Genomic DNA, 20839 nt, shown 5'->3' on the forward strand with positions numbered 1-20839 from the left:
CAGACAGATGAATGTGATCCCTTATCCGGATATCCGGAAAATCGGTGTACAAATCGCGCAATCCAGTGCCACACTGACAGTAAGTTTTATCAACCATGACGGTAGTGAATAATGAGAAAAACCAAAGTAGTCACCTCCGAGGACATTCTGCTCAAACTGTGTCAGTCCGCCACGGCAGTATTAACCAAAGCGACTGACTCTCCCGTACACCATGCTGCTATGGTACAAAAGATTGCCAAAACCAGCCTTAAGCCTGACCTCGGCTGTTTTGTGCTGTTTGATGGTGGCTTCTCTGGCCTTGTTGTGATCAACTTCTCCTCCGCCGCGGCGTTAGAAATTTACCGCAATTACATGCAGCATATGGGGATCCCCGAAGAAGAGTTAGCCAGCTTACACACCGCAGATGAAGTGGGCGATGTGCTCGGTGAGCTCATGAACCAGATTATTGGCGATTTCACCGGTAAGATTAAGCGTTCAATCCAAACCTCTATCACCCAAAACCAGCCGAAGATGATGGCGGTTAACAAAAATCTTACGGTGTCAGTCGATAGCAACATCGACAAGCCACAAGCGCGCCGCGTGAGCTTTACCACTGAGCACAACAATATCTTCTATCTTGAGCTTGCCATGGAGCGTACCGAGTTTATTCAGCTTCAGGACTTTGAAGAAGGGGAAGAGGTTGATCCTGATTCCATTCTGGAAGCAGAAACAGTACGCCAACTAGAAGAAAAGTCTAACGACAAAAGCGACAAAAAAGACAGCGGTAGTAATGACTTACTTGACGAACTAGGGATTTAACCCCTCCCCCCTCTTACTGTCGCTAAGACATAAACACAAGTTGCTATCGATTTGTAACGCTTCGCTGCAAAGACGCGTGTAACTTGTGTTTTTTCTTCTTTGCTTACTTTTTTCTTGGCGATTATTAAGTCAATTCAACGGACACAGCACTTCACAGTTATAAGTGACCAATTATATTTGTTTCATATGAGTTACAACCTTGATCACATTTGATAGATATTGTGGTCGTCGTTTCCCCACCTCTCGCCCTCATAAGTCTTTATCTCTGCCCACTTTTTTTTAGTAGGTGAATAATTCCGCATCATTTAGACTGCGCGGCAAAATCAAAAGGCTGGCGACGATCAGCCAAATACCCTACTGGGCACCCTGCCCACCCACTATCATTCGTGAAAAAGGTCGATTCATGAGTCCAGAAAGCTACCTACTCGATTGGCAAACCAGTCAAACTCACTCTGAAACCATGTATCCGCTGCTTAGCCAGCTTTACCGCCAAAAAGGCGTTGAAATTCAACTGTTCGGTCGTCAACTGATCAACGCTAGCACCATTGATATCATTAAGGCACACCGCGTTGCGCGCCGCTATACGGGGGGCACCTTATCGCCCAGCCAAACGTTGCCATTGATCGAAGTGATGGCTGAATTAGATCTTGCTCCCAGTAAAATCGATATCGGTCAGCTCGCATGGACCTACTGGCAACAGCATGACAGTGAGAACGGCATTCCTGATTTTCTACATCACCAATTGGGGCATTTATTGGGAACGGGTAATCGAGTCGACCCTAAAGACGTAGTACTTTATGGCTTTGGTCGTATCGGTCGCTTACTCGCGCGCTTACTGATTGAAAAAAGCGGTCCCGGCTATCCCTTACGTTTACGCGCTATCGTGGTGCGTGGCGGAAAAGAAGGCGACCTGGAAAAGCGCGCCAGCCTGCTGCGTCGCGATTCTGTCCACGGCCCATTCAATGGCAGCATTACCGTTGATGAATCACGCAATGCGTTGATCGCCAATGGTAATTTTATCCAAGTCATTTATGCCAATAACCCAACAGAAGTCGATTACACCCAATTCGGTATTCATGATGCACTGGTGGTCGATAACACAGGCATGTGGCGTGATGAACAAGGCCTGAGTCAACACTTTGACAGCAAAGGCGCCAAGAAGGTGCTACTCACCGCGCCGGGCAAAGGCGAGCTTAAAAACGTCGTATTCGGTGTTAATCATGACGTGATTAACGAAGATGATCGAATTATTTCTGCCGCTAGCTGTACCACCAATGCAATCACACCCGTGCTCAAAGCCATGCACGATAAATTTGGTATTGATGGCGGACACATTGAGACAGTTCACTCGTTTACCAATGATCAAAACCTCATTGATAATTACCACAAGGGCGATCGCCGTGGTCGTTCTGCCTCATTGAATATGGTTCTCACGTCCACCGGTGCCGCCAGTGCGGTCGCGAAAGCTTTGCCCGCGCTAAAAGGTAAGTTAACGGGGAACTCTGTACGTGTACCCACGCCAAATGTCTCCATGGCTATCGCCAACCTGAATTTAGATAACCCAACTCACAAAGACGAAATCAACGCCTATTTGCAAGATGTGGCCTTGTACTCACCACTCTCTGGGCAAATAGACTTTACCCAGTCGACGGAGTTGGTATCAAGTGACTTGGTGGGATCGCGCTTTGCCGGCGTGGTGGACAGCCAAGCGACGATCGCCGAAGGAAACCGTTGTGTGCTATACATCTGGTATGACAACGAATTTGGCTACAGCTGCCAGGTTGTTCACTGCATGGAACAAATGATGGGAGTACGCTATCCGATGGTTCCCGAGCCAGAAGCGCTTTCTTAACCCGTTTTACCGCCATAAAAAAGGCCCTGATGGGCCTTTTTTATTACGTGTCCGCCACTCAATGTAAGGTTAAGATTGTTCAGCCGCCGTCAAGGGTGACGGTTGGCTGACGGGCTTAAGCACCGCATAAACCAAACCAGTTACCAGCGTACCTGCGGCAATGGCGGCTAAATACATCAACACCGGACTGATTGCATTCGGGATCAACAGCACAAAGAGGCCACCGTGTGGTGCCATCAGTTTTGCACCAATTAGCATAGATATCGCGCCTGTCAGCGCACCACCTGCGATACACGATGGGATCACTCGCATTGGGTCTTTAGCGGCAAATGGAATCGCCCCCTCCGAGATAAAACACAGCCCAAGCACAAACGATGCTTTACCCGCCTCTTGCTCTGCATCATTAAATTTACGCTTGGCTAAGAACGTCGATAGCCCCATCCCTAGCGCCGGCACCATACCTGCCGCCATGATCGCTGCCATCGGCATATAGGTACCACTCTCAATCAGGCCGACGCCAAAGGTATACGCCGCTTTGTTGACGGGACCGCCAAGGTCAAAGCACATCATCGCGCCCAAAACGACGCCAAGGATCACCGCATTGGTCGAGTTCATACCCTGCAAGAAGCTGGTAAGACTCTCCATGGCAACAGAGACAGGCCCGCCCACGACATAGATCATCACCAAACCGGTAAACAAACTGGCTAATAAAGGGATCACGAGAATGGGTTTAAGGGCTTCCATTGAGGCCGGCAAACTGACTTTGTCTGCCACAAATTTAGCACTGTAACCGGCGATAAAACCTGCCAGTATCCCCCCTAAGAACCCAGCACCGGTAGACGCGGCAAGCATACCACCAATCAAGCCGGGAGCCAGACCAGGGCGATCTGCAATTGAGAAGGCAATAAACCCGGCCAATACCGGTACCATCAGCGCGAATGCACTGCCGCCACCAATTTGCATTAATGCCGCCGCAAGCGTCCCTTCTTCTTTGAACGCCTCGATGCCAAAGACGAACGAGAGCGCGATAGCCAACCCGCCGGCGACGACCAGAGGGAGCATATGTGATACGCCTGTCATCAAGTGCTTATAGACACCTGAGCGCTCACCTTGGTTGGCACTGCTGTTCGATGAACTCGCTTGCGTTGTTTGATAGACCTCTGCGTTAGCAAGCGCATCATCGATCGTTTGCGACGCCTTTTTTAACGCCGTGCCCGTACTGGTTTTATATAAACGTTTACCCGCAAACCGGCTCAAGTCGACCTCAATATCCGCCGCGATAAAGACGAGATCCGCCGCTTCAATTTCCTCATCTGTTAATGCATTTTTCGCACCTACCGAGCCACGTGTCTCAATTTTTACCTGATAACCTTTCGCTTTAGCCGCTTCTTCAACCGCTTCCGCCGCCATAAAGGTATGCGCAACACCGGTAGGACACGCCGTAATGCCCACGATGCTGACGGTGCTGCTCTCGCTTTGCGTCTGCGCGTGATACGGCTGTGCATGATTCGCGGCGGCATCCAATACCGCTTGGGTATCGGCCATCACTTCATTCAAGCTTGCTTGATAGACTGGCTTGCCGTTAAAGCGAGCCGACTCTTTTGGCTCCCCCACCAAAAGAACACGGTCAGCGTTTTCAATATCAGTTGTCGATACCGCCTGGGTTGGTTGTACACTGGACTGACACTCGATCTGTGCCGTCCATCCTTTTAACATCACGGCCTTTTCTAACAGCCCAGCCGCGATAACGGTATTGGCGACGCCACTTGGGCACGCCGTCACAATCACCAGATTCATACCTTTTACCCCACTCATGGATTGGTTTTATTACGCGTGCACTGACAGCTCAACAGGCGACACGCTGATTTTTTCGATTAATTGGTTCACGTCTTTACGATTGCGCACACCGACCCCCACTTGGGTGACAGCAAGCGCAGAGATAGCGACCGCGCGACACAGCGCCGCCTCTTTGCTTAGGCCTGCCTGGCATCCTGATACCAGCCCTGCCACTAAAGAATCCCCCGCCCCAACGGTACTCACCACTGATTGCGCAGGCGCCACAGCCTTAAGCCAGCCTTCCTTATCGCGCCAAAGCACCCCATCGACGCCGCGAGAAATCACTACATTCGCGATCCCCTGATTAAACAATTGCTCACCGCGTGCCAGCAACACTGCTTGCTCATTACTGATGGGCGCGTTGAGGCATTGAGCCAGTTCAGCTTCATTAGGTTTAACCAACCAAGGGGTTGCCTCAACGGCTGCGCGTAAGGCATGCTGACTGGTATCGACAACCACTTTTTTCCCTGCATCGCGCAAGGTGGTTATCCAAGCGGTCAACTGCTCGGTCGAGACACCGGGAGGTAAACTGCCCGCAAGCACGATCCACTCATGGTGCTCAGCCAGACTAAGCAAGCGCGCCGTCAATGCCTCAATATCGGCCTGTTCAACCGCCATACCAGGAAAATTCAAATCAGTGACACGTCCCGCTTTTTCAACCAGCTTGACGTTGGTGCGGCTAACGCCCGGCACACGCAAAAAGTGATCGGCAATGCCGTGCTCGGTAAAAAGGTGGGCAAACGGGTCTTGGTTATCTGCGCCAAGAAAACCTGACGCTGCGACCGTCGCGCCCAAATCCGTTAAGACACGTGCGACATTGACGCCTTTTCCCGCCGGGTGCAGTGTATAGTTTTGCACCAAATTGACATCACCAGGCTGCAACGCACTGACTGAGCCTGTCATGTCGAGTGCGGGATTGAAGGTTACGGTCAGAATGGCACTCATGCGTTCTCTCCCAACCCATCTTTAATGGCATCACCCAGTGCCGCAATCGCTTGTTCAGCGTCGCTTCCTTGGGCGGAAAACTGTAACTGGTGCCCATGTTTCACCCCAAGCGCGATCACTTTCATCAAGCTTTTTGCGTTAACCGGCGCCGACTGGGTGGAAGCGTTGGCAACCTGTATATCAGCGCTGAATTTTTTCGCCGTATTGACCAACATCGCCCCAGGACGAGCGTGCAAACCATGCGCATTCGTCACCGTATACAGGCCTGTTGGCCCCTCTGCGGTGGGCGCTTCAGACGGCGCCGCTGTATGAGGTTGTACGGGGGCGGGTTCAGCAGACAACGCATCAACCAGCGCTTGTGGCGAGTAACGGCCAGATTCCGCCAGTTGTTTATCAAGCTTCCATTGCATCAAGGTATTGAGCACAGGAAGATGCGCACGGTTGTTGGCTGCGACACACCAAAGCGCACTGACCGACAGGGATTGGTGAGACAATGACGTCGCAGGCATCACCAACGACAATCCGCTCTGCAGCACACCGTCTCCCACACCGAGCAACCAATGCCCTTCACCAAGGTGCACCGGCTGGCCAGCGACGGCTTGGCTTACGCCATCGCTATYTAAACAGTGATGATTTTTGAGCAATCCCGCGCCCACGGCTTGCAAGGTGGTGATATCTGACGCTGGAAAGCCAGTTAACACCATGTCGCTGCTAAACGTGAAGGTCTGAGTATCCGCCGTTTGCCCATTGAGCAAAGCAACCAGTTGCTCTGCCGCCGACGCCGTTTTTAGTTGTTGCTCTATGCCGTCTTGTGACAGCACACGCGTCAACTGACGTAAGATACTCAAGTGTTCATCTGATTTAGCGGCGATACCAATGGCCACGTAAGCGAGGTTTCCCTCTCCCCAGTCAACACCCTGGGGAAAATGAAACACTTGTACCCCTGTTTGTTTAACTTGATCGCGGGTATCTGTGGTGCCATGCGGGATGGCAATACCGTTGCCCAGATAGGTACTGGTTTGGGCTTCACGCGCCAGCATACCGTCTTGATAGCCCGCGTCGACTAGCCCTTTTTGGGTGAGTGCTGCGGCCATGGCTTTGATAGCCTCGTGCTTAGACGCCGCGTGTTGCTGCATATGAATATCGTGTACGTTAAGTGCCAACATGAGGTCGTTCCTCTTTTTTCAGTGCCGCGGCACGGGTTGATGTTGTCGTCGGCCACATCAGTATCACTTAGACATGGCGGACATATTGGTTGGTCGCAAGTCACCGGTCATTGGCAGTGTTCGCGTTTGACTTGCCACATTCGCTTTACCTAAAAACTGAAACGATTCAGCTTTTAGGTAAAGCGATAGACATTGCTCCCGGCTTTTGGTCAATCTCTTCCCCTTATAAGTGCCGGAAGAGATAAGCCGCATCGTCTTTCCAGCATCTTGAGATCAGCCGCCAATAATTGACACAAGCTGAAACCTTTCAGCTTTAAGGCTGAATCGTTTTAGCTTATAATGCAAATAAATTATGGATCTGAAGTGCGTAAACTTTGATCGCATTCACAAAGCCATCAGTAACGATCGGCCTACTTAAGGATCGCTTTATGAAGCTTGATGAAATTGCCCGTCTTGCCGGTGTATCACGCACAACGGCAAGTTATGTGATTAATGGCAAAGCCGACCGTTATCGGATCAGTGAAAAAACGCGAGCACGCGTGATGGCGGTGGTCGAACAACACAATTATCAGCCGAACCGCGCCGCCACAGCCTTGCGTGCAGGCACCACACAAACGCTTGGTTTAGTCGTTCCTGACTTGGCAAACACCAGTTACGCCACGTTGGCAAAACTCTTTGAACGAAAAGCCCACGATCAGGGCTATCAGGTTATTATCACGGGCTCTGATGACGATCCAGAACGAGAAAAAATAGTGGCTGAGACCCTCGTCTCTAGGAAAATTGATGCGTTAATCGTCGCCTCTTGTTTGCCTGCAGATAATACCTTCTACCCCAAATTACAACAGCAAGGCACTCCCATCGTTGCCATTGACCGTGGGCTAGATGCCAACCAATTCGCGAATGTGCTGAGTGATGATGAAAAAGGCGCTTACCAGCTCACCGAGATGTTAATTGCCCCAACGGATGTCTATCAAGCAGGGCTGATTGGGGCCGTCCCATCGCTGGCCATCTCACAAGACAGGGAGAACGGCTTTCGTGGTGCATTAGCGGCACAAGGCGTAGATGGACAAGTGCGTTACGGCCAAGCTTTTAGCCGTGCTGAGGGACAAAGGCTCATGACAGAGTGGATTGAAGCTGGTGACTTACCCGATGCTTTGCTCACCACGTCCTTCACGCTGTGTGAAGGGGTGCTGGACGCCATTAGGCAAACAGGTATCGCCCCTACTGCACTGTATTTTGCCACCTTTGGTGATAGCCGCATCCTCGATTTTCTTCCCTTTGGGGTGCAGTCTCTCCCTCAACAATTTGAAGCAATTAGCGACGCGGCGCTCAGTCTCGCGGTGTCGGCCGCGCAAGGAGACAACCATCCTGGGGTTATCACGGTTGAACGCCAACCGATTTGGCGCCCCCATCAAACACAAGCCTGGGTCGGGCTGGGTTAATAGCCTGTCGCTTCCATAAAGCCTCGGCCTGTGGCACTGCCATGCACTTCCACAGGCCCTTCCCAATAGGGAAAACTCAAGTCCATCCAGCTCTGTGGGTTAAGTGGTTGAGTGATAAGGCTAATGTCCTCACTGGGCACTTTGATCTGCCAACGAATCGGTAAGTTAGCGCCCTCCGCCATCTTGGCATGACTGACCGGCAGCATACGAATATCATCCTGGCTCAGCGTCACGACTCGGCCATCAGGAAACAGTAATGAACCAAACATAAACGGCTCGGTGCCGCGTATTTGGGTAACCATTAACGCACGGCCATCATCTAAGTTAAGCCCAAACCAATCCCATCCCGTTTGTTCGGCGGCCATCGCGCCACTCGACCACTCCTTATCAAACCAGCCTTTTCCTGTCACGGGAATGGTTTCACCCGCAATGGTTAGCACACCCTTGACGGTTAGCTGTGGCCAAGAAAAATAATACGAAGCCGACGGCTGACTGGTATGACGGATACTATATCCCTCTTCACCGTGCTTGACCTGTTGTCCATTTTCGCGCACCTCCAACGTAAAGCCTACTTGCTTACCTTGCGCAGGCCACATTGCACGCACATTGGCAGGAAAAGGTTGTTTACCGCCCTGCCATTGCCAGTCGTCTAACCAAGCATCAAAAGGTGACAGCGTCACTCCCGCTTGATCAATCCCACCACGGGCAAAGCGCTCCGACTCCCATTGTTTATCATCGCTCGTGATAGCGACGTGCGCCATATACAGCTGCTGACTCGCCCATCCTTCTTTACGATCCGGTGCTAATGCGCGGCGAAACAATGTCCATTGCACGCCATACGCTTGTCCATTAGCGTCGGTTAACGTTGCGGTCAAATACCACCATTCAGTGGCAAAGTCTAAGTGTGCCGCCATGTCTTGGGGATAGGTAGGCGTGTGGTCTGGGGTTACAGGGGCAAAGCCACTTTGCGAATCAAAAACGGCAAAATTTCCACTGGTATCAGGAGACGATGCAGGCTGCTGACCCCACCATACCAGCGTGCCGAGCGCGATGATCACTCCGCCTCCTAACAATGAACGTATCATTTTCCGCTTCCATCGCTGAATCACTTCACTGCCTCTTTTTTACTGCGCGTCACGCAACGACGCCGCCGCGGTGCGTTTTAGCATGCGATAAACAGGCCAAGCCCCTGCGACCATAAGCGCCAACATGGATAGCCCGATCGTGGTGGCATAGCTGATCGGGAAGACGCTCATGGTCATGGTCCACCCAAACGATGCTTTCAGGACAACATGGATCAATATGCCCGCCAGCACAAGCCCCAACGGGATAGCAATCAGCGCACTGGTGAGACCAAGCAACACTAACTGTCCTCCCCCGAGCGCAATGAGCTCACGCCCTGACAGGCCAAGGTAACGTAGCAAGCTGTATTGCCGTTGGCGCGATAGCTCGGTCGCCAAAGTCGAAAAGAACAACCCACATATCGCGACAACCAACATCAGTGCACACAAGCTTTCGGTCACAGTAAACGTGCGGTCAAAGATACACATTGCATAACGCATGATATCCGCCTGGTTTTGCACCTGCCCGGTGGTCAGCGAAAAACGGTGATTGATGCGATCAACGAATTGCTCAGTTTGCGTGTCCTGATTCAAGACCACCGCCAGTGATGATCGGCCTTGCTTTAGCCATTGTCCCGCATCATTGCGTGTAGACACCACAAGCTGGCCGTAGGGGTTACCATAATCGTAATAGATCCCAGCGACCTGCCAGCGCTCGCCCATCGGCGCGGGAAGGTTGATGCTCTCCCCCACGCCCACGCCAAATTTAGCCGCTAATGCCTCGCTGAGTAATACGGTACGTTCTTGGTGAACTTGTGCCCAATAATCAGGCTGAGCCGCCTTCATCGCCAACGTTTGTTTCTCAGACGGACGGTTTCCTACCGACAGCACTTCAAGCCGCCCTTGGTTTGCCGTCAGCTCACGCCGGTAGCTGGTCCAAAATTGCGCCACGTCTTTATTGTTGACCAACCATGTTTCCATCTCATCGAGAGCGGCATGGCTCGGCCGAACATAAACGTCCGCAGCCAAGCGCTGCTGCAGCCAAGTTTCAGTGCTGGTACGAAAGCTACCGACCATGGTTTCCATACCAATATGCGCCGAAATCGCGAGCATAAATGCCATCGCCGCCACACCACGGTAACTTAAACTTGCCGCCGCATCGGTGAAAAACCATCGCCATCGCGCGCCCGCATAGGCTGCTGCGCTGGCATGAAACAGCCCGCCACACAAATATGGCAGCGCTAAAGCAGCACTTAACATGGTAAAGGCAATCAAGGTAAAGCCTTGCCATTGGCTGGTCTCCCAATACGATACGCCCCACGCCGCCACGCCAAGCAACACCGCTAAAATCGCCTGCACGGCATACTCTCGATGTGTGCCACGCATCAAGGTCATCCGTTGCGATAAGCGCCCTGGTGAGGTGCTGACTAAGCGCACCAGCGGCCAAGCAGATGCCATCGCCGCCCCCAAAATAGCGAGGAGTAAACTGTAGAGTCCCCATTGCCACTGCCAATGCATGACTAAAGTGATATCTGCGCCGTACAAATCAGACAAGGTCGTAGCAACCGCGGGGAGTAATTGGTTGGCAAGCAACATACCCAACACATTGCCACTGACCACGCCAAGTAGCACCCAAAGTAATAACTCTGTCGCCATAACACCAGAAAGCTGGCGTCCATCAACGCCTAGCTGCCGAAGGGTACCGACCAAGGGCTGACGCTGGGTCATGGAAAGGGAAATCGCCTGATAAAAAATAAACAGCCCCACCACAAAGGCCAACAATCCCATCGCAAGCAAATTTAAGTGAAAAGCGCGGGTCAGTGGGCCTAGTTGGGTTGATTGGGTTTTGGTCAGCGTCAAGGCTGAAGGTAAATTGTCACGAATCGTTTGTCGTTCCGCTTGAGACAAATCCCCGCATAACACCTCGGTAAACCCAGTACGAGGCGAAAGCTTACGCAGTAGCGCCATATCCGCCACCAAGTAGGTGCCCATACTCAGCGCATCATTATCGATAATACGCAAAGGGCCGATCGGCGGGTAATCCAGCAAATCGATCATTTGCCCCTCTTCCCAGCCTTTGTGCTCAGCCATGGCTTCTCCTACATAGACAGGATAAGGCACTGAAATGGCATCCATGGGAGACAATGAGGGGGCGTCATCTGTACGCTGATTCGCGATAAATGGCAGCATCGCGATCGCATCCACTCCCATCAGATGAATATCGCTAAGTGACGGTGTCACAACGTCGAGACGATCAATCGGCACACATTGCGTCAAGCCTTGACGGCGCAAGCCAATGTAAAAAGCATGCGGCACGCGCTGTGTTCGCTCGGTATGATGAATGCTAAACGGGTACGGATTGCTAAAAAGCTGTGCACCTTGGCGATAGCTTTGCTGCGCATGCTGGTTTATCGATAACACRCCAACCAGCAAAGAGATCCCCAGGGTTAACCCAAGCCAGACGAGAAAGACTTGAAACGGATGGCGGCGATAATGCCCCCATAAAGCGCTAGCGACGGGCCCGAACACTGAGCACGCCTCCTTGTAGGCCCACACTACCTTGCAAGTAGCTGGCCACGGTATCACTGTGTGTCACCAATAGCAGCCCAGCTTCCTGCTGACCGGTTAGCGTGATAAGCAGGCGCATCACCGCGTCCGCATTACGCTCATCCAAACTTCCCGTTGGCTCATCGGCAAGTAGCAGTTTGGGCGACATATATAACGCGCGTGCGATGGCGGCGCGCTGCTGTTGACCACCAGACACTTCTTCTGGGTAACGATTGAGCAATGGCATCAAATCAAGCTGAGAGACAATTTGTCGCCACAGACAACCGTCTTCTTTCAAGCCTTTTAATTGGCGACAAAAGCGAATGTTATCCGCAATAGAGAGGGTGGGAAGCAGGTTAAATTGTTGGAAGATCAAGCCGATGTTTTGACGTCGAAACTGCGTGCGTGCCGCCTCGCTCAATCGGTGAAGGGGGGTATCGTCAAACCAGATCTCGCCACTGTCGGGTTTATCCAATCCCGCAATCAAATTTAACAAGGTACTTTTGCCCGACCCACTTTCGCCCATCAACGCCAATTGGCTAGTCGACGACAGCGACATCGCGGCGCCTTGCAGCACAGGGTGGAAATCGCTCCCATCCTGATAACCTTTACACAGCCCTTTAATTGCTAACATGCCAATGCACACCCTTATAGTGTCTTAAAAACAGCAATAAACGAGAACTAGGTCACACTGTTTGATTAATTTGGCAATGTACCCCAATTAAGAGGCTGAGAAAAGCGTTAAAACCGATGGGCAGCTTCCCAATTTATATTTCGTTTATCCTTAGCCATCATTAACAAGATTATTTAGCCAAACGCCCGACTTCACCCGGATCAAGGACCCTATCCATTTGACCACTTCTTCCACCCCCAGCAGCACATACACCCAATAAACCGGCCACTCAAAAACCGACGCGGCGGCCAATACAACAGGAATGCCAATGAGCCACTGTGCAACAAAATCTTGCCCCAAGCAGTAGCGCACATCACCACCAGCACGTAGTACCCCAACAATCATCGCCATGGGGATCGTTTTCACCACAATCAACGCACACATCGCCCAATAAAAATAAGCCGTAATCTGTGCGGTCTCACCCGTTAATGCAGGGAAGAAACTTAACACCCAGGGCTGAATCATCAGCATCAAACAGGCAATTGCCACGCCGGCGATAAAATTAAATACCGCCACCTGCCAGGCTTGGTGGTAAGCGGTGTCCGTTTGTTGCGCCCCAAGGTTATTGCCGACCAAAACGGCGGCAGCATTGGCGGTGCCAATCAAAAACGACAGTGAAAGTGACTCGACGGGCGTGATAACCGCAATAGCCGCCAAGCCTGCTTCGTTAACGTGACCGATAATCGCGTGGTAAACGAACAAGCCTGACGACCACATTAAAAAATTAAATGCCGTCGGTAACGAAAGTGATAAAAAGCGCTTTACGGCGAGTAACGTTAATGACGCACGCCAATCAGCCAAAGAGAAGGCAACCAAGTGTTGACGGCGATACAAATAGACATACAAGGCAACAACCTCAACCATACCGCTAAGTACAGTCGCCACTGCTGCCCCTTTCGAACCCAGTTCAGGCGCGCCCAGATTACCGAAGATAAATACCCAGTTGAGCACCACGTTGACACTGATCCCGACCCCACTAAAAAAGGTGCTGATCCCTGGCTTATGCATGGCACGAAGCCCGGCAGCCAACCCTGATACACTGGCCAGACAAAACAGGGATAAACCCGCAATTTGCAAGTAGTCTTGGCCCAGCGCAATAACGGTGGGATTATCACTGGCAAACCCCACAATGACATCTGCATAAGCCCAAAAGACAAACGCACTTAACGCCGCCGTGGCATTGGTTAAAGTCACAGTCAGCGCCGTTTTTTCACGAAAGCCTTGCCGATCACCCGCGCCCCAATATTGTGCCACCAGCATAGAGCCGCCGGTCATGGCGCCGAGAATCAGTAAGGAGGAGATAAACATCGCTTTACCGGCAATACCAATGGCGGCGACATCCGCTTCACTCAACTGTCCCACCATCAGGATATCGACCAAACTGCGGCTCGAAAACATCATGGTTTGCAGCGCAATCGGTACCGCAATTAAAAGTAAGCGTTTTAAAAACACAGGATCAAAGAAAGGACGGGAAAGTACGGTCACACACGACTCCAACCTATAGGTAACCTGGTTAGTTTACGTGCCTTTAAAACAGAAAAAAACGCCCGAGGGCGTTTTCTTATCTGCGAAGACACTCCGATTAATGTGGCATCACCATTAAGCCATCGGCTTGATTGTTCGGCCAAATACGGTACTCAGCATGGTATTTGACGATCGATTTATAGGCAGTCACTCTCGTCGGTGCTATCCATGCCTGATGCGCCCAGGCTACGACCGCCTGCTCAGGCCCCCGGACATAAACGCTCAGTGGTGAGACCAAGCGCTGCTCATCATCAAAAGCCGATTGCATCGCGTCTGGACACACGGCCATTGAATGCTGCCCACCCGATATGATTTTCACTTTTCGGTCAATCGTATCTTGTGTATGCACGCACCAACCCGCTTCAACCGCACAATCAATCCACTGCTGTAATTGCGATTTGTGGACAGGCTTGGCAGGTTCGCCAACCGGAAACCACTCGGCATACACTGTTTGGATTTGAGCAAATTCAGCGCCGAGACCCGCCTGCGTGCCGGCACTGCGGGCACGTTGAGTCCAACGTTGTAAGTCCGCTTTAACGCTGTGATGAAAACGTTGTTGCTTCACCGCTTGCGCCACCCAGCGACCAAGAAACGCCTCACGCGCATGGGGCGCATCGGCCACTTTTTTGGCGGCGATCGCTGCCGCGAGATCGTCAAAGGCGGCGGCCATCACAGTTTGAATTTCGGTGACATAACTCATGGTTCTTTGCTTGCCAATAGCCAATAGAAAGCGGCAGAGAGTATCGCACAAAGGGCGATCGCGCCAACCATCCCCCAGGGCGTACCGTCTGAAGCAACGGCAACCCCTGCACCAACCAACGAGCCAATACCAAACCGCATTGTCCCCGCTAAAGAAGACGCGGTGCCTGCCATTTGCGGATAGCAGGCCAACAAGCAAGCCATGCTGTTGCTGCCGATGGTTGAAATTACCCCAACATACATCATCACTGGAATCACGGTGCCCCAAAGCCCAATGTCTAACCATTGGAACACGGCAATGGCTATCCCCGCAGCCAGCTGCAACCCCAGCCCTAAGCGCAGCATCCARTGMGAGCCCATTTTGCGCACCAAACGGCCATTAATAAAGGTCATCACAATCAGACAGACAATGTTTAACGCGAACAAGTAGCCAAACATCTTCGCGCTCACACCGTAATAATCAATGTAAACAAATGAGCCTGCGGTTAAGAAAGAGAACATCCCAGCAAAGGAAAACCCTGAGCAGAAGATCATTCCTACCGCAAACGGTGTTTTGAGCATGCGGGCATAGTTACGCAATGACGCGCCAATACGCATAGGCGGACGATTGTGTTTAGGTAAGGTTTCAGGGATCCGGACAATAATGCAAAGCAGCACAAAACACGCCCAACCAGCCAGTACCCAAAAAATCGCGCGCCAATCAAACCAAGTGAGCAAATAGCCACCAATCATCGGTGCCGCTAAAGGCGCAATCGTCATCACCAAGGTGATAAAAGACATGGTGCGCGCAAACTCTTCACGCTCAAACATATCACGCACCAAGGCTTGAATAATGACCGCGGCAGCGGCCCCCGCAAATCCTTGCGTTGCACGCACAACAGTGAGTACGTCGATATCTTGGGCCATCGCACTGACCACTGCACAAACGAAAAATAGTGCCACACCGGCCAGCATCACTGGTTTGCGACCATAACTGTCAGAAATCGGACCATGAAAAAGCTGTCCAATGGCAAAGCCGGCCGTGTACGCAACCAAGGTTGATTTCACCGCACTGCTTGGTGCATTTAAATCCGCGGCAATCGCTGGCATCGCCGGGAGGTACATGTCGATCGCTAACGGTGTCAACGCAGCAATCGCACCAAGCACCAAGATCAAAAGCCAGCTTAATTGAGTCGGGGACGACGTGACAGCCGATGATTGCGACATAACTCTCCTTAACGTAAAAGACAGGACAAAGGGAAATAACGTGAGCGTGGTCAAAGTGTAACAATTTATTGTGTCGCCGTGGGAAAGAATGTCTTTCTTTTGGTCACGTTGTCGTAACACATGCTTCTCGATGAGCAATAAAAAAGCACAGCCCATGCTGTGCTTACCGTTACTCACCGAGCGCCAACAATGACGGGGCTAACCAGTCACCTGCGTTAACCGAGTAACGCGATCTCTTCGTCTGTTAATGGACGATATTCACCAGGCTCTAAGTGTTCGTCTAAGACCAAGTCACCGATTGACTCTCGATGCAACGCATCGACTTTATTGCCCACTGCCGCAAACATACGTTTTACTTGATGATACTTGCCCTCTTGAATAGTGAGCAGTGCCTCATAATCATCAACTTTCTCGAGGGTTGCCGGTAGCGTGGGTTGCTTCTCGCCTCGTAGCATCACCCCTTCTTCAAAGGCTTTTGCCGTCTCCGCGCTGATCGGATCAGCCAGCCACACACGGTAGGTTTTGGTGCACTGATGTTTAGGAGATGTAATACGATGTGACCACTGACCGTCATCGGTAAACAACAGCAGTCCCGTTGTGTCCGCATCCAAGCGCCCAGCAATGTGTAACTTTTCCGCATTGACTTCATCGAGCAATACAAAGACCGTCGGATTAAACGCATCCTCATGCGAGCACACCACGCCAGCAGGCTTGTACATCATAAAATAGCGCGGGCCTGACAACGTAAGGGCACGTCCCTCAAACGCCACTTCCACTTGATCGCTCACTTTGACGGCACCCGACTTGATCACCTCACCATCAACCGTCACCAGCTCGCTTTTAAGCWCACGCCCTGCTTGCTTTCGTGTCACCCCTAAGGTTTCACATAAAAATTTATCTAATCGCATATTACCGCTTATTACACCTTTGTTTGCCGCGGATTATACGTCACATTGCGGCTCAGACACAGATCAAGTTTTACGAGATCTGACGGAAAAGCACGCCGTGATGGGATAAACTGATTGTCATCGTCCACGTGATGGACATATGACAATGCAAGCAAAACCCAACGCTTTTTGCTGAGACGCCGAGTCTGTCACAACCTGCCAATCAAAATATTGTTGGTGATTGAGCATGCCAATTTGGCGAGTATGATACGGTCGTCTTGACCAATCAGTGATAAAGAAGGAAACACCATGATTGTCTCTCTTCGCCGCCCCGACGCCGATGCCTTTGAAACCTTATTGACGCTGTCACACGAACAGCACGACCACGAAGCGCTGCCCTTTGATCGTACTCCCGTCGCGGCCACTTTCAACACCTTGCTCTCACAACCCGAGCGTGGTGATGTTTTTCTGATTGATGTTGAGCATGAGGGAGAAACCGAAACGATTGGCTTTTTAGTCGTCGCTTACAGCTTCAGCGTGGAAAACGGCGGTAGCGTCGGTGTGATAGACCAATTCTTTATCCAACAAAGATGGCGACGGCAAGGCGTGGGGTCGCAAGTGGTCCCACACGTTGAAGCGCGAGCCAAAGAAAAAGAGTGTGTGGCCGTCATCCTCGAGGTCAATATTGGCAACAAAGGCGCTCGACTTTTCTATGAGCAGTTCGATTACCAGCCTCGCCGCCAGCACTGCATTATGACTAAACGACTTTAATTCTGTACCTGACGTCACAAGTCAGTAAACTAAACGGCCTCATTTAGGCCGTTTTTTCGTTATGTATACCCTACGCCCCTATCAATCTGACGCGGTTAAAGCCGTGCTGCATTATTTTCGCCGCCATACGTCTCCTGCTGTCGCCGTGTTACCGACCGGTGCGGGAAAAAGTTTGGTGATCGCAGAGCTCGCACGTATCGCCAAAGGTCGAGTACTGGTGCTCGCTCATGTGAAAGAACTTGTCGAGCAAAACCATGCCAAATATGAAGGCTATGGATTAACGGGCGGGATCTTTTCCGCTGGACTCGGCCGCAAAGACTCTGACGACAAAGTGGTTTTTGCGTCAGTTCAGTCAGTGGTAAGAAACTTGGATGCCTTTGCAGACCAGTTTTCCTTACTGGTGATAGATGAGTGTCACCGTGTTCCTGACAACCAAGACAGTAGTTATCGCCGCGTCATTGCGCATCTGCAAACGGTCAACCCTGGCCTCAAAGTGTTGGGACTCACTGCCACCCCTTATCGACTCGGACAAGGCTGGATTTATCAATACCATACCAGTGGCAAAGTGCGCACGACTGCTTCCCGGTTTTTCCGTGACTGTGTTTTTGAGCTGCCGATTAGTCACTTACTTGATGAAGGCTTCCTTACCCCTGCCCATGTTCTGGATGCACCGCTACTTAGCTATGACTTTTCCCAAGTATCACGCACCGCGAACGGTTATTATCGGGAAGCGGATCTCGAGAAGGTGGTTGCCAATGCCCCTCGCGCGACACCGCAAATTGTCGAACAAATTATTGCATATGCACAAGAACGCCAAGGGGTGATGATCTTTGCCGCCACGGTCAATCATGCGCAGGAAGTTCTCTCTTATTTGCCGGACGGTTCCGCCGCGTTGATCGTGGGTGACACGCCTGGTATCGAGCGAGATCGCTTGATCAGTGCTTTCAAACAAAAAGCGCTCAAATACTTAGTGAACGTATCGGTACTCACGACCGGCTTTGATGCGCCTCATGTGGACTTGATCGCGATTTTACGCCCCACGGAATCGGTCAGTCTCTATCAACAAATTGCCGGGCGTGGTCTTCGCCTCGCGCCAGGAAAGCAAGATTGTTTGATTCTCGACTACGCCGGGAATGTCTACGACTTGTACCAACCAGAAATAGGCATGCCCAAACCTGATAGTGACAGTGAGCTGGTGACGATCCCCTGCCCCGCATGCGGGTTTAATAACAGCTTTTGGGGCAAACTGGACGACAATGGCTGTTTGATTGAACACTATGGCCGCCAGTGCCAAGGCTATTTTGAGGATGAAGATGGCGAACGCGAGATCTGTGGTTACCGCTTTCGCGCCAAGTTTTGCGATGAGTGTGGCGCCGATAACGATATTGCCGCACGTCGCTGTCACCAATGTGACGCCCCCTTAATTGATCCAGACAAAACACTCCGTGAAGCGCTCAAGCTCAAGGATGCACTCGTGGTCGCATGCACCGACATGACCCTCACCGCGGGCAAAAACCGCTATCAAAAACCACAACTTAAAGTGACCTATCACACCCACGAGGGCAACGATTTACACGAGGTGTGGCCGCTGGCCAGCAAAAAACAAAAACAAGACTTCCTGGCACGATTTGTCCGACCACACCTGGTCGATCGGCACCGCCCCTTCGACGCCACCGCCCCGACCAAAGTGGCCGCGTCACAGCACCGATTTCGTCCGCCCGACTTTGTGATTGCACGTAAACAAGGCCGATTCTGGCATCTGCGTCAGAAAATCTTTGATGTGGAGCGCTTTATTGGCCAAGACAGGCTAACGGCCATGTTAGCGCAAAGCCGAGGGCAAGCCTTCGCAGAATCCGACGCGAGTTGAAAGCACTAAGGGTCCATTCAAAGACGCCTCCACGAGCAAAAGGCACCGTGTGGGCTGCTTGGGCGGCGATGAATCCCGCCTATAAAGCTTGTTTTAGTGGTCAAGCAGTGCTAATATCCGCGCTCGTTTTTGGGTACTGAGTTAGGTCGCTACGCTCAGTACTGTGTTTTCACTCTAAAGAGAGTTATTAATTATGTTTAAGTTCGAAGCTGAAGTACGTACAGAAAAGGGTAAAGGTGCGAGCCGCCGCCTACGTCATCAGAAGAAATTCCCTGCGATCGTTTACGGTGGCAACCAAGAGCCTGTATCAATCGCACTTGACCACCCAGTGGTTGTTAACCAAATGGACAAGCCTGAGTTCTACGAAGGCATCATCCTGGTTATCGATGGCCAAGAAGTAAAAGTTAAGCCACAAGACATCCAGCGCCACGCGTTCAAGCCAAAAGTTGAGCACATGGACTTCATCCGCATCTAATCGCATTTGCGATCATGATGAGATGAGAGAAGGCGCCTTTGCGGCGCCTTTTTCATTGTGAGTTCTTCCTCTGCTTTTCCGTCCCTACCTCGTCATCTTCTTCACGAACACCACCACAAAGAGCGCCATGGTAAAGCTCCCCAGAAATGCCTCAAAAGCAGCAATAAAGCGAGCAAAGCCAGACGGTGTAATATCGCCATATCCTAGGGTGGTAAAGGTCACCACACTGAAATACAGCGCATTCAGCAACTCATAAAAGCGGGCTTCGACGCCAGTCAGATCCGGATAAATCGGGTTGGCTTGTGTGGTACCCAGCGCAAAATACGCCAGCGCACAAGACGCAATCACTAATACGGAAAAAATCACTACCCGTAACGGATCCTCACCGTAACCACAAAACAAATCGACCGTCTTCGATAGTGCGCGCTGAAAGCCGAGCTTCGGCATCTGATAACGGCGAAACCGCATTTCCTTTTTGAAAAAATATCCCGCTACATCAAACAGCCCTTGTTTTTCACATTGTTTGCGGATGTTGCGGCATACCTCTTCCGATTCTTGGAACAAAGATTGACGCCGAGACGGATCCTTTTCCAAAAAAGCCAACCGCTCTTGCTTAAGTTGCGCTCCCCAATCGACATTTTCGAGCCCCGTGCGCGCCATATCCGCCCCCAATAAATTGCTACCATCGAGACGGGTACAATTAAGATTGGCGCGCAGTAAATTGGCTTTCATCAGGGATGCATTGCGTAAGTCCAGGCCAAAGCAATGSGCTTCGGTTAAATTCGCACGATAAAAATCCGCACCTTGGCACGAGTAACCTTGCTTGTTACCACGRTTGACCAAATGAATGTCAGTCAAGTTGGTGCGCGCCAGCTGAAAACCATCCAGTGGCCGGCCCGAAGCTGCCCACGCTTCTACATCCGCTTTTACGTCATGGTGTCGCTTGTCAATGTTAGGATCATGCCAATAGCAAAGACCGGAGTCACCCGCTTGCTGATCACATTGCCACCCATTACGCGCTTTAAACCCACATACTTTACCGCTCATCGCTCGCCCTCCTATTTCTATTTTAGAAAGGACGTGCCAACTC

Annotated in this window: 17 protein-coding genes; 6 read left to right on the plus strand and 11 right to left on the minus strand. The window is 51.5% G+C overall.

Translation table 11 applies throughout. From position 1 onward, the window contains the following. Positions 1-111 precede the first annotated feature (111 nt). Both BZG73_RS06460 and BZG73_RS06465 read left to right on the plus strand, forming a co-directional pair. Positions 112-798 (plus strand): DUF3334 family protein, encoded by a 687-nt coding sequence (locus BZG73_RS06460; protein WP_077458734.1) that lies wholly within the window; start codon positions 112-114, stop codon positions 796-798. A 403-nt stretch (positions 799-1201) separates the two neighbouring features. After that, positions 1202-2650 (plus strand): glyceraldehyde-3-phosphate dehydrogenase, encoded by a 1449-nt coding sequence (locus BZG73_RS06465; protein WP_077667876.1) that lies wholly within the window; start codon positions 1202-1204, stop codon positions 2648-2650. Between the two features lie 69 nt (positions 2651-2719). Here the strand turns inward: BZG73_RS06465 and fruA are convergent, their stop codons facing one another. From fruA to fruB, 3 genes are read right to left on the minus strand one after another with little or no spacing between them, the layout of a single operon-like run. After that, positions 2720-4447, minus strand: a complete 1728-nt coding sequence (fruA, locus tag BZG73_RS06470) for a PTS fructose transporter subunit IIBC (RefSeq protein ID WP_077666238.1) — start codon at positions 4445-4447, stop codon at positions 2720-2722. A gap of 30 nt (positions 4448-4477) precedes the next feature. Next, the gene (pfkB, locus tag BZG73_RS06475; RefSeq protein ID WP_046073192.1) at positions 4478-5431 is read right to left on the minus strand and encodes a 1-phosphofructokinase; all 954 of its coding nucleotides are present in this window, start codon (positions 5429-5431) and stop codon (positions 4478-4480) included. After that, the gene (fruB, locus tag BZG73_RS06480; RefSeq protein WP_077667877.1) at positions 5428-6597 is read right to left on the minus strand and encodes a fused PTS fructose transporter subunit IIA/HPr protein; all 1170 of its coding nucleotides are present in this window, start codon (positions 6595-6597) and stop codon (positions 5428-5430) included. The genes pfkB and fruB overlap by 4 nt, the downstream gene beginning before the upstream one ends. 428 nt (positions 6598-7025) lie before the next feature. Here fruB and cra point away from each other — a divergent pair, with 428 nt between their 5' ends. Then, complete coding sequence (gene cra / locus BZG73_RS06485; RefSeq protein WP_046073190.1) at positions 7026-8039, plus strand: catabolite repressor/activator; 1014 nt, start codon at positions 7026-7028, stop codon at positions 8037-8039. On the opposite strand, the gene BZG73_RS06490 is transcribed toward cra, so the two are convergent. From BZG73_RS06490 to rsuA, 7 genes are all read right to left on the minus strand, one after another. Next, positions 8036-9124, minus strand: coding sequence for a lipocalin-like domain-containing protein (locus BZG73_RS06490; RefSeq protein WP_077667878.1), 1089 nt, complete (start codon positions 9122-9124; stop codon positions 8036-8038). The genes cra and BZG73_RS06490 overlap by 4 nt on opposite strands. 39 nt (positions 9125-9163) lie before the next feature. Beyond that, positions 9164-11629 (minus strand): ABC transporter permease, encoded by a 2466-nt coding sequence (locus tag BZG73_RS06495; protein WP_077667879.1) that lies wholly within the window; start codon positions 11627-11629, stop codon positions 9164-9166. Further along, positions 11610-12281, minus strand: coding sequence for an ABC transporter ATP-binding protein (locus tag BZG73_RS06500; protein ID WP_046073188.1), 672 nt, complete (start codon positions 12279-12281; stop codon positions 11610-11612). Before BZG73_RS06500 ends, BZG73_RS06495 begins: the two co-directional genes overlap by 20 nt. 150 nt (positions 12282-12431) lie before the next feature. After that, the gene (locus BZG73_RS06505) at positions 12432-13805 is read right to left on the minus strand and encodes an MATE family efflux transporter (protein WP_235606023.1); all 1374 of its coding nucleotides are present in this window, start codon (positions 13803-13805) and stop codon (positions 12432-12434) included. A 97-nt stretch (positions 13806-13902) separates the two neighbouring features. Then, positions 13903-14544: a DUF2913 family protein gene (locus BZG73_RS06510; RefSeq protein ID WP_046073186.1), complete on the minus strand. Its 642-nt coding sequence runs from the start codon at positions 14542-14544 to the stop codon at positions 13903-13905. Beyond that, positions 14541-15749, minus strand: a complete 1209-nt coding sequence (locus BZG73_RS06515) for a Bcr/CflA family multidrug efflux MFS transporter (RefSeq protein WP_077667881.1) — start codon at positions 15747-15749, stop codon at positions 14541-14543. Before BZG73_RS06515 ends, BZG73_RS06510 begins: the two co-directional genes overlap by 4 nt. A gap of 215 nt (positions 15750-15964) precedes the next feature. Continuing rightward, positions 15965-16657: a 16S rRNA pseudouridine(516) synthase RsuA gene (gene rsuA / locus BZG73_RS06520; protein ID WP_077667882.1), complete on the minus strand. Its 693-nt coding sequence runs from the start codon at positions 16655-16657 to the stop codon at positions 15965-15967. Between the two features lie 288 nt (positions 16658-16945). On the opposite strand from rsuA, the gene BZG73_RS06525 reads away from it, so the two are divergent. The 3 genes from BZG73_RS06525 to rplY all read left to right on the plus strand — a co-directional run bounded on the left by BZG73_RS06525 (position 16946) and on the right by rplY (position 19749). Beyond that, positions 16946-17407 (plus strand): GNAT family N-acetyltransferase, encoded by a 462-nt coding sequence (locus tag BZG73_RS06525; RefSeq protein WP_077667883.1) that lies wholly within the window; start codon positions 16946-16948, stop codon positions 17405-17407. Between the two features lie 61 nt (positions 17408-17468). Continuing rightward, positions 17469-19274 (plus strand): DEAD/DEAH box helicase, encoded by a 1806-nt coding sequence (locus BZG73_RS06530; RefSeq protein ID WP_077667884.1) that lies wholly within the window; start codon positions 17469-17471, stop codon positions 19272-19274. Positions 19275-19467: 193 nt separating this feature from the next. Then, positions 19468-19749, plus strand: coding sequence for a 50S ribosomal protein L25 (gene rplY, locus BZG73_RS06535; RefSeq protein ID WP_046073181.1), 282 nt, complete (start codon positions 19468-19470; stop codon positions 19747-19749). Positions 19750-19833: 84 nt separating this feature from the next. On the opposite strand, the gene BZG73_RS06540 is transcribed toward rplY, so the two are convergent. Beyond that, entirely contained in the window at positions 19834-20796 is a 963-nt protein-coding gene (locus BZG73_RS06540) for an ion channel (RefSeq protein ID WP_077667885.1), read from the minus strand. Positions 20797-20839 lie beyond the last annotated feature (43 nt).

The sequence above is a fragment of the Salinivibrio siamensis genome (assembly GCF_001996005.1).
GTDB classification, from domain to species: domain Bacteria; phylum Pseudomonadota; class Gammaproteobacteria; order Enterobacterales; family Vibrionaceae; genus Salinivibrio; species Salinivibrio siamensis.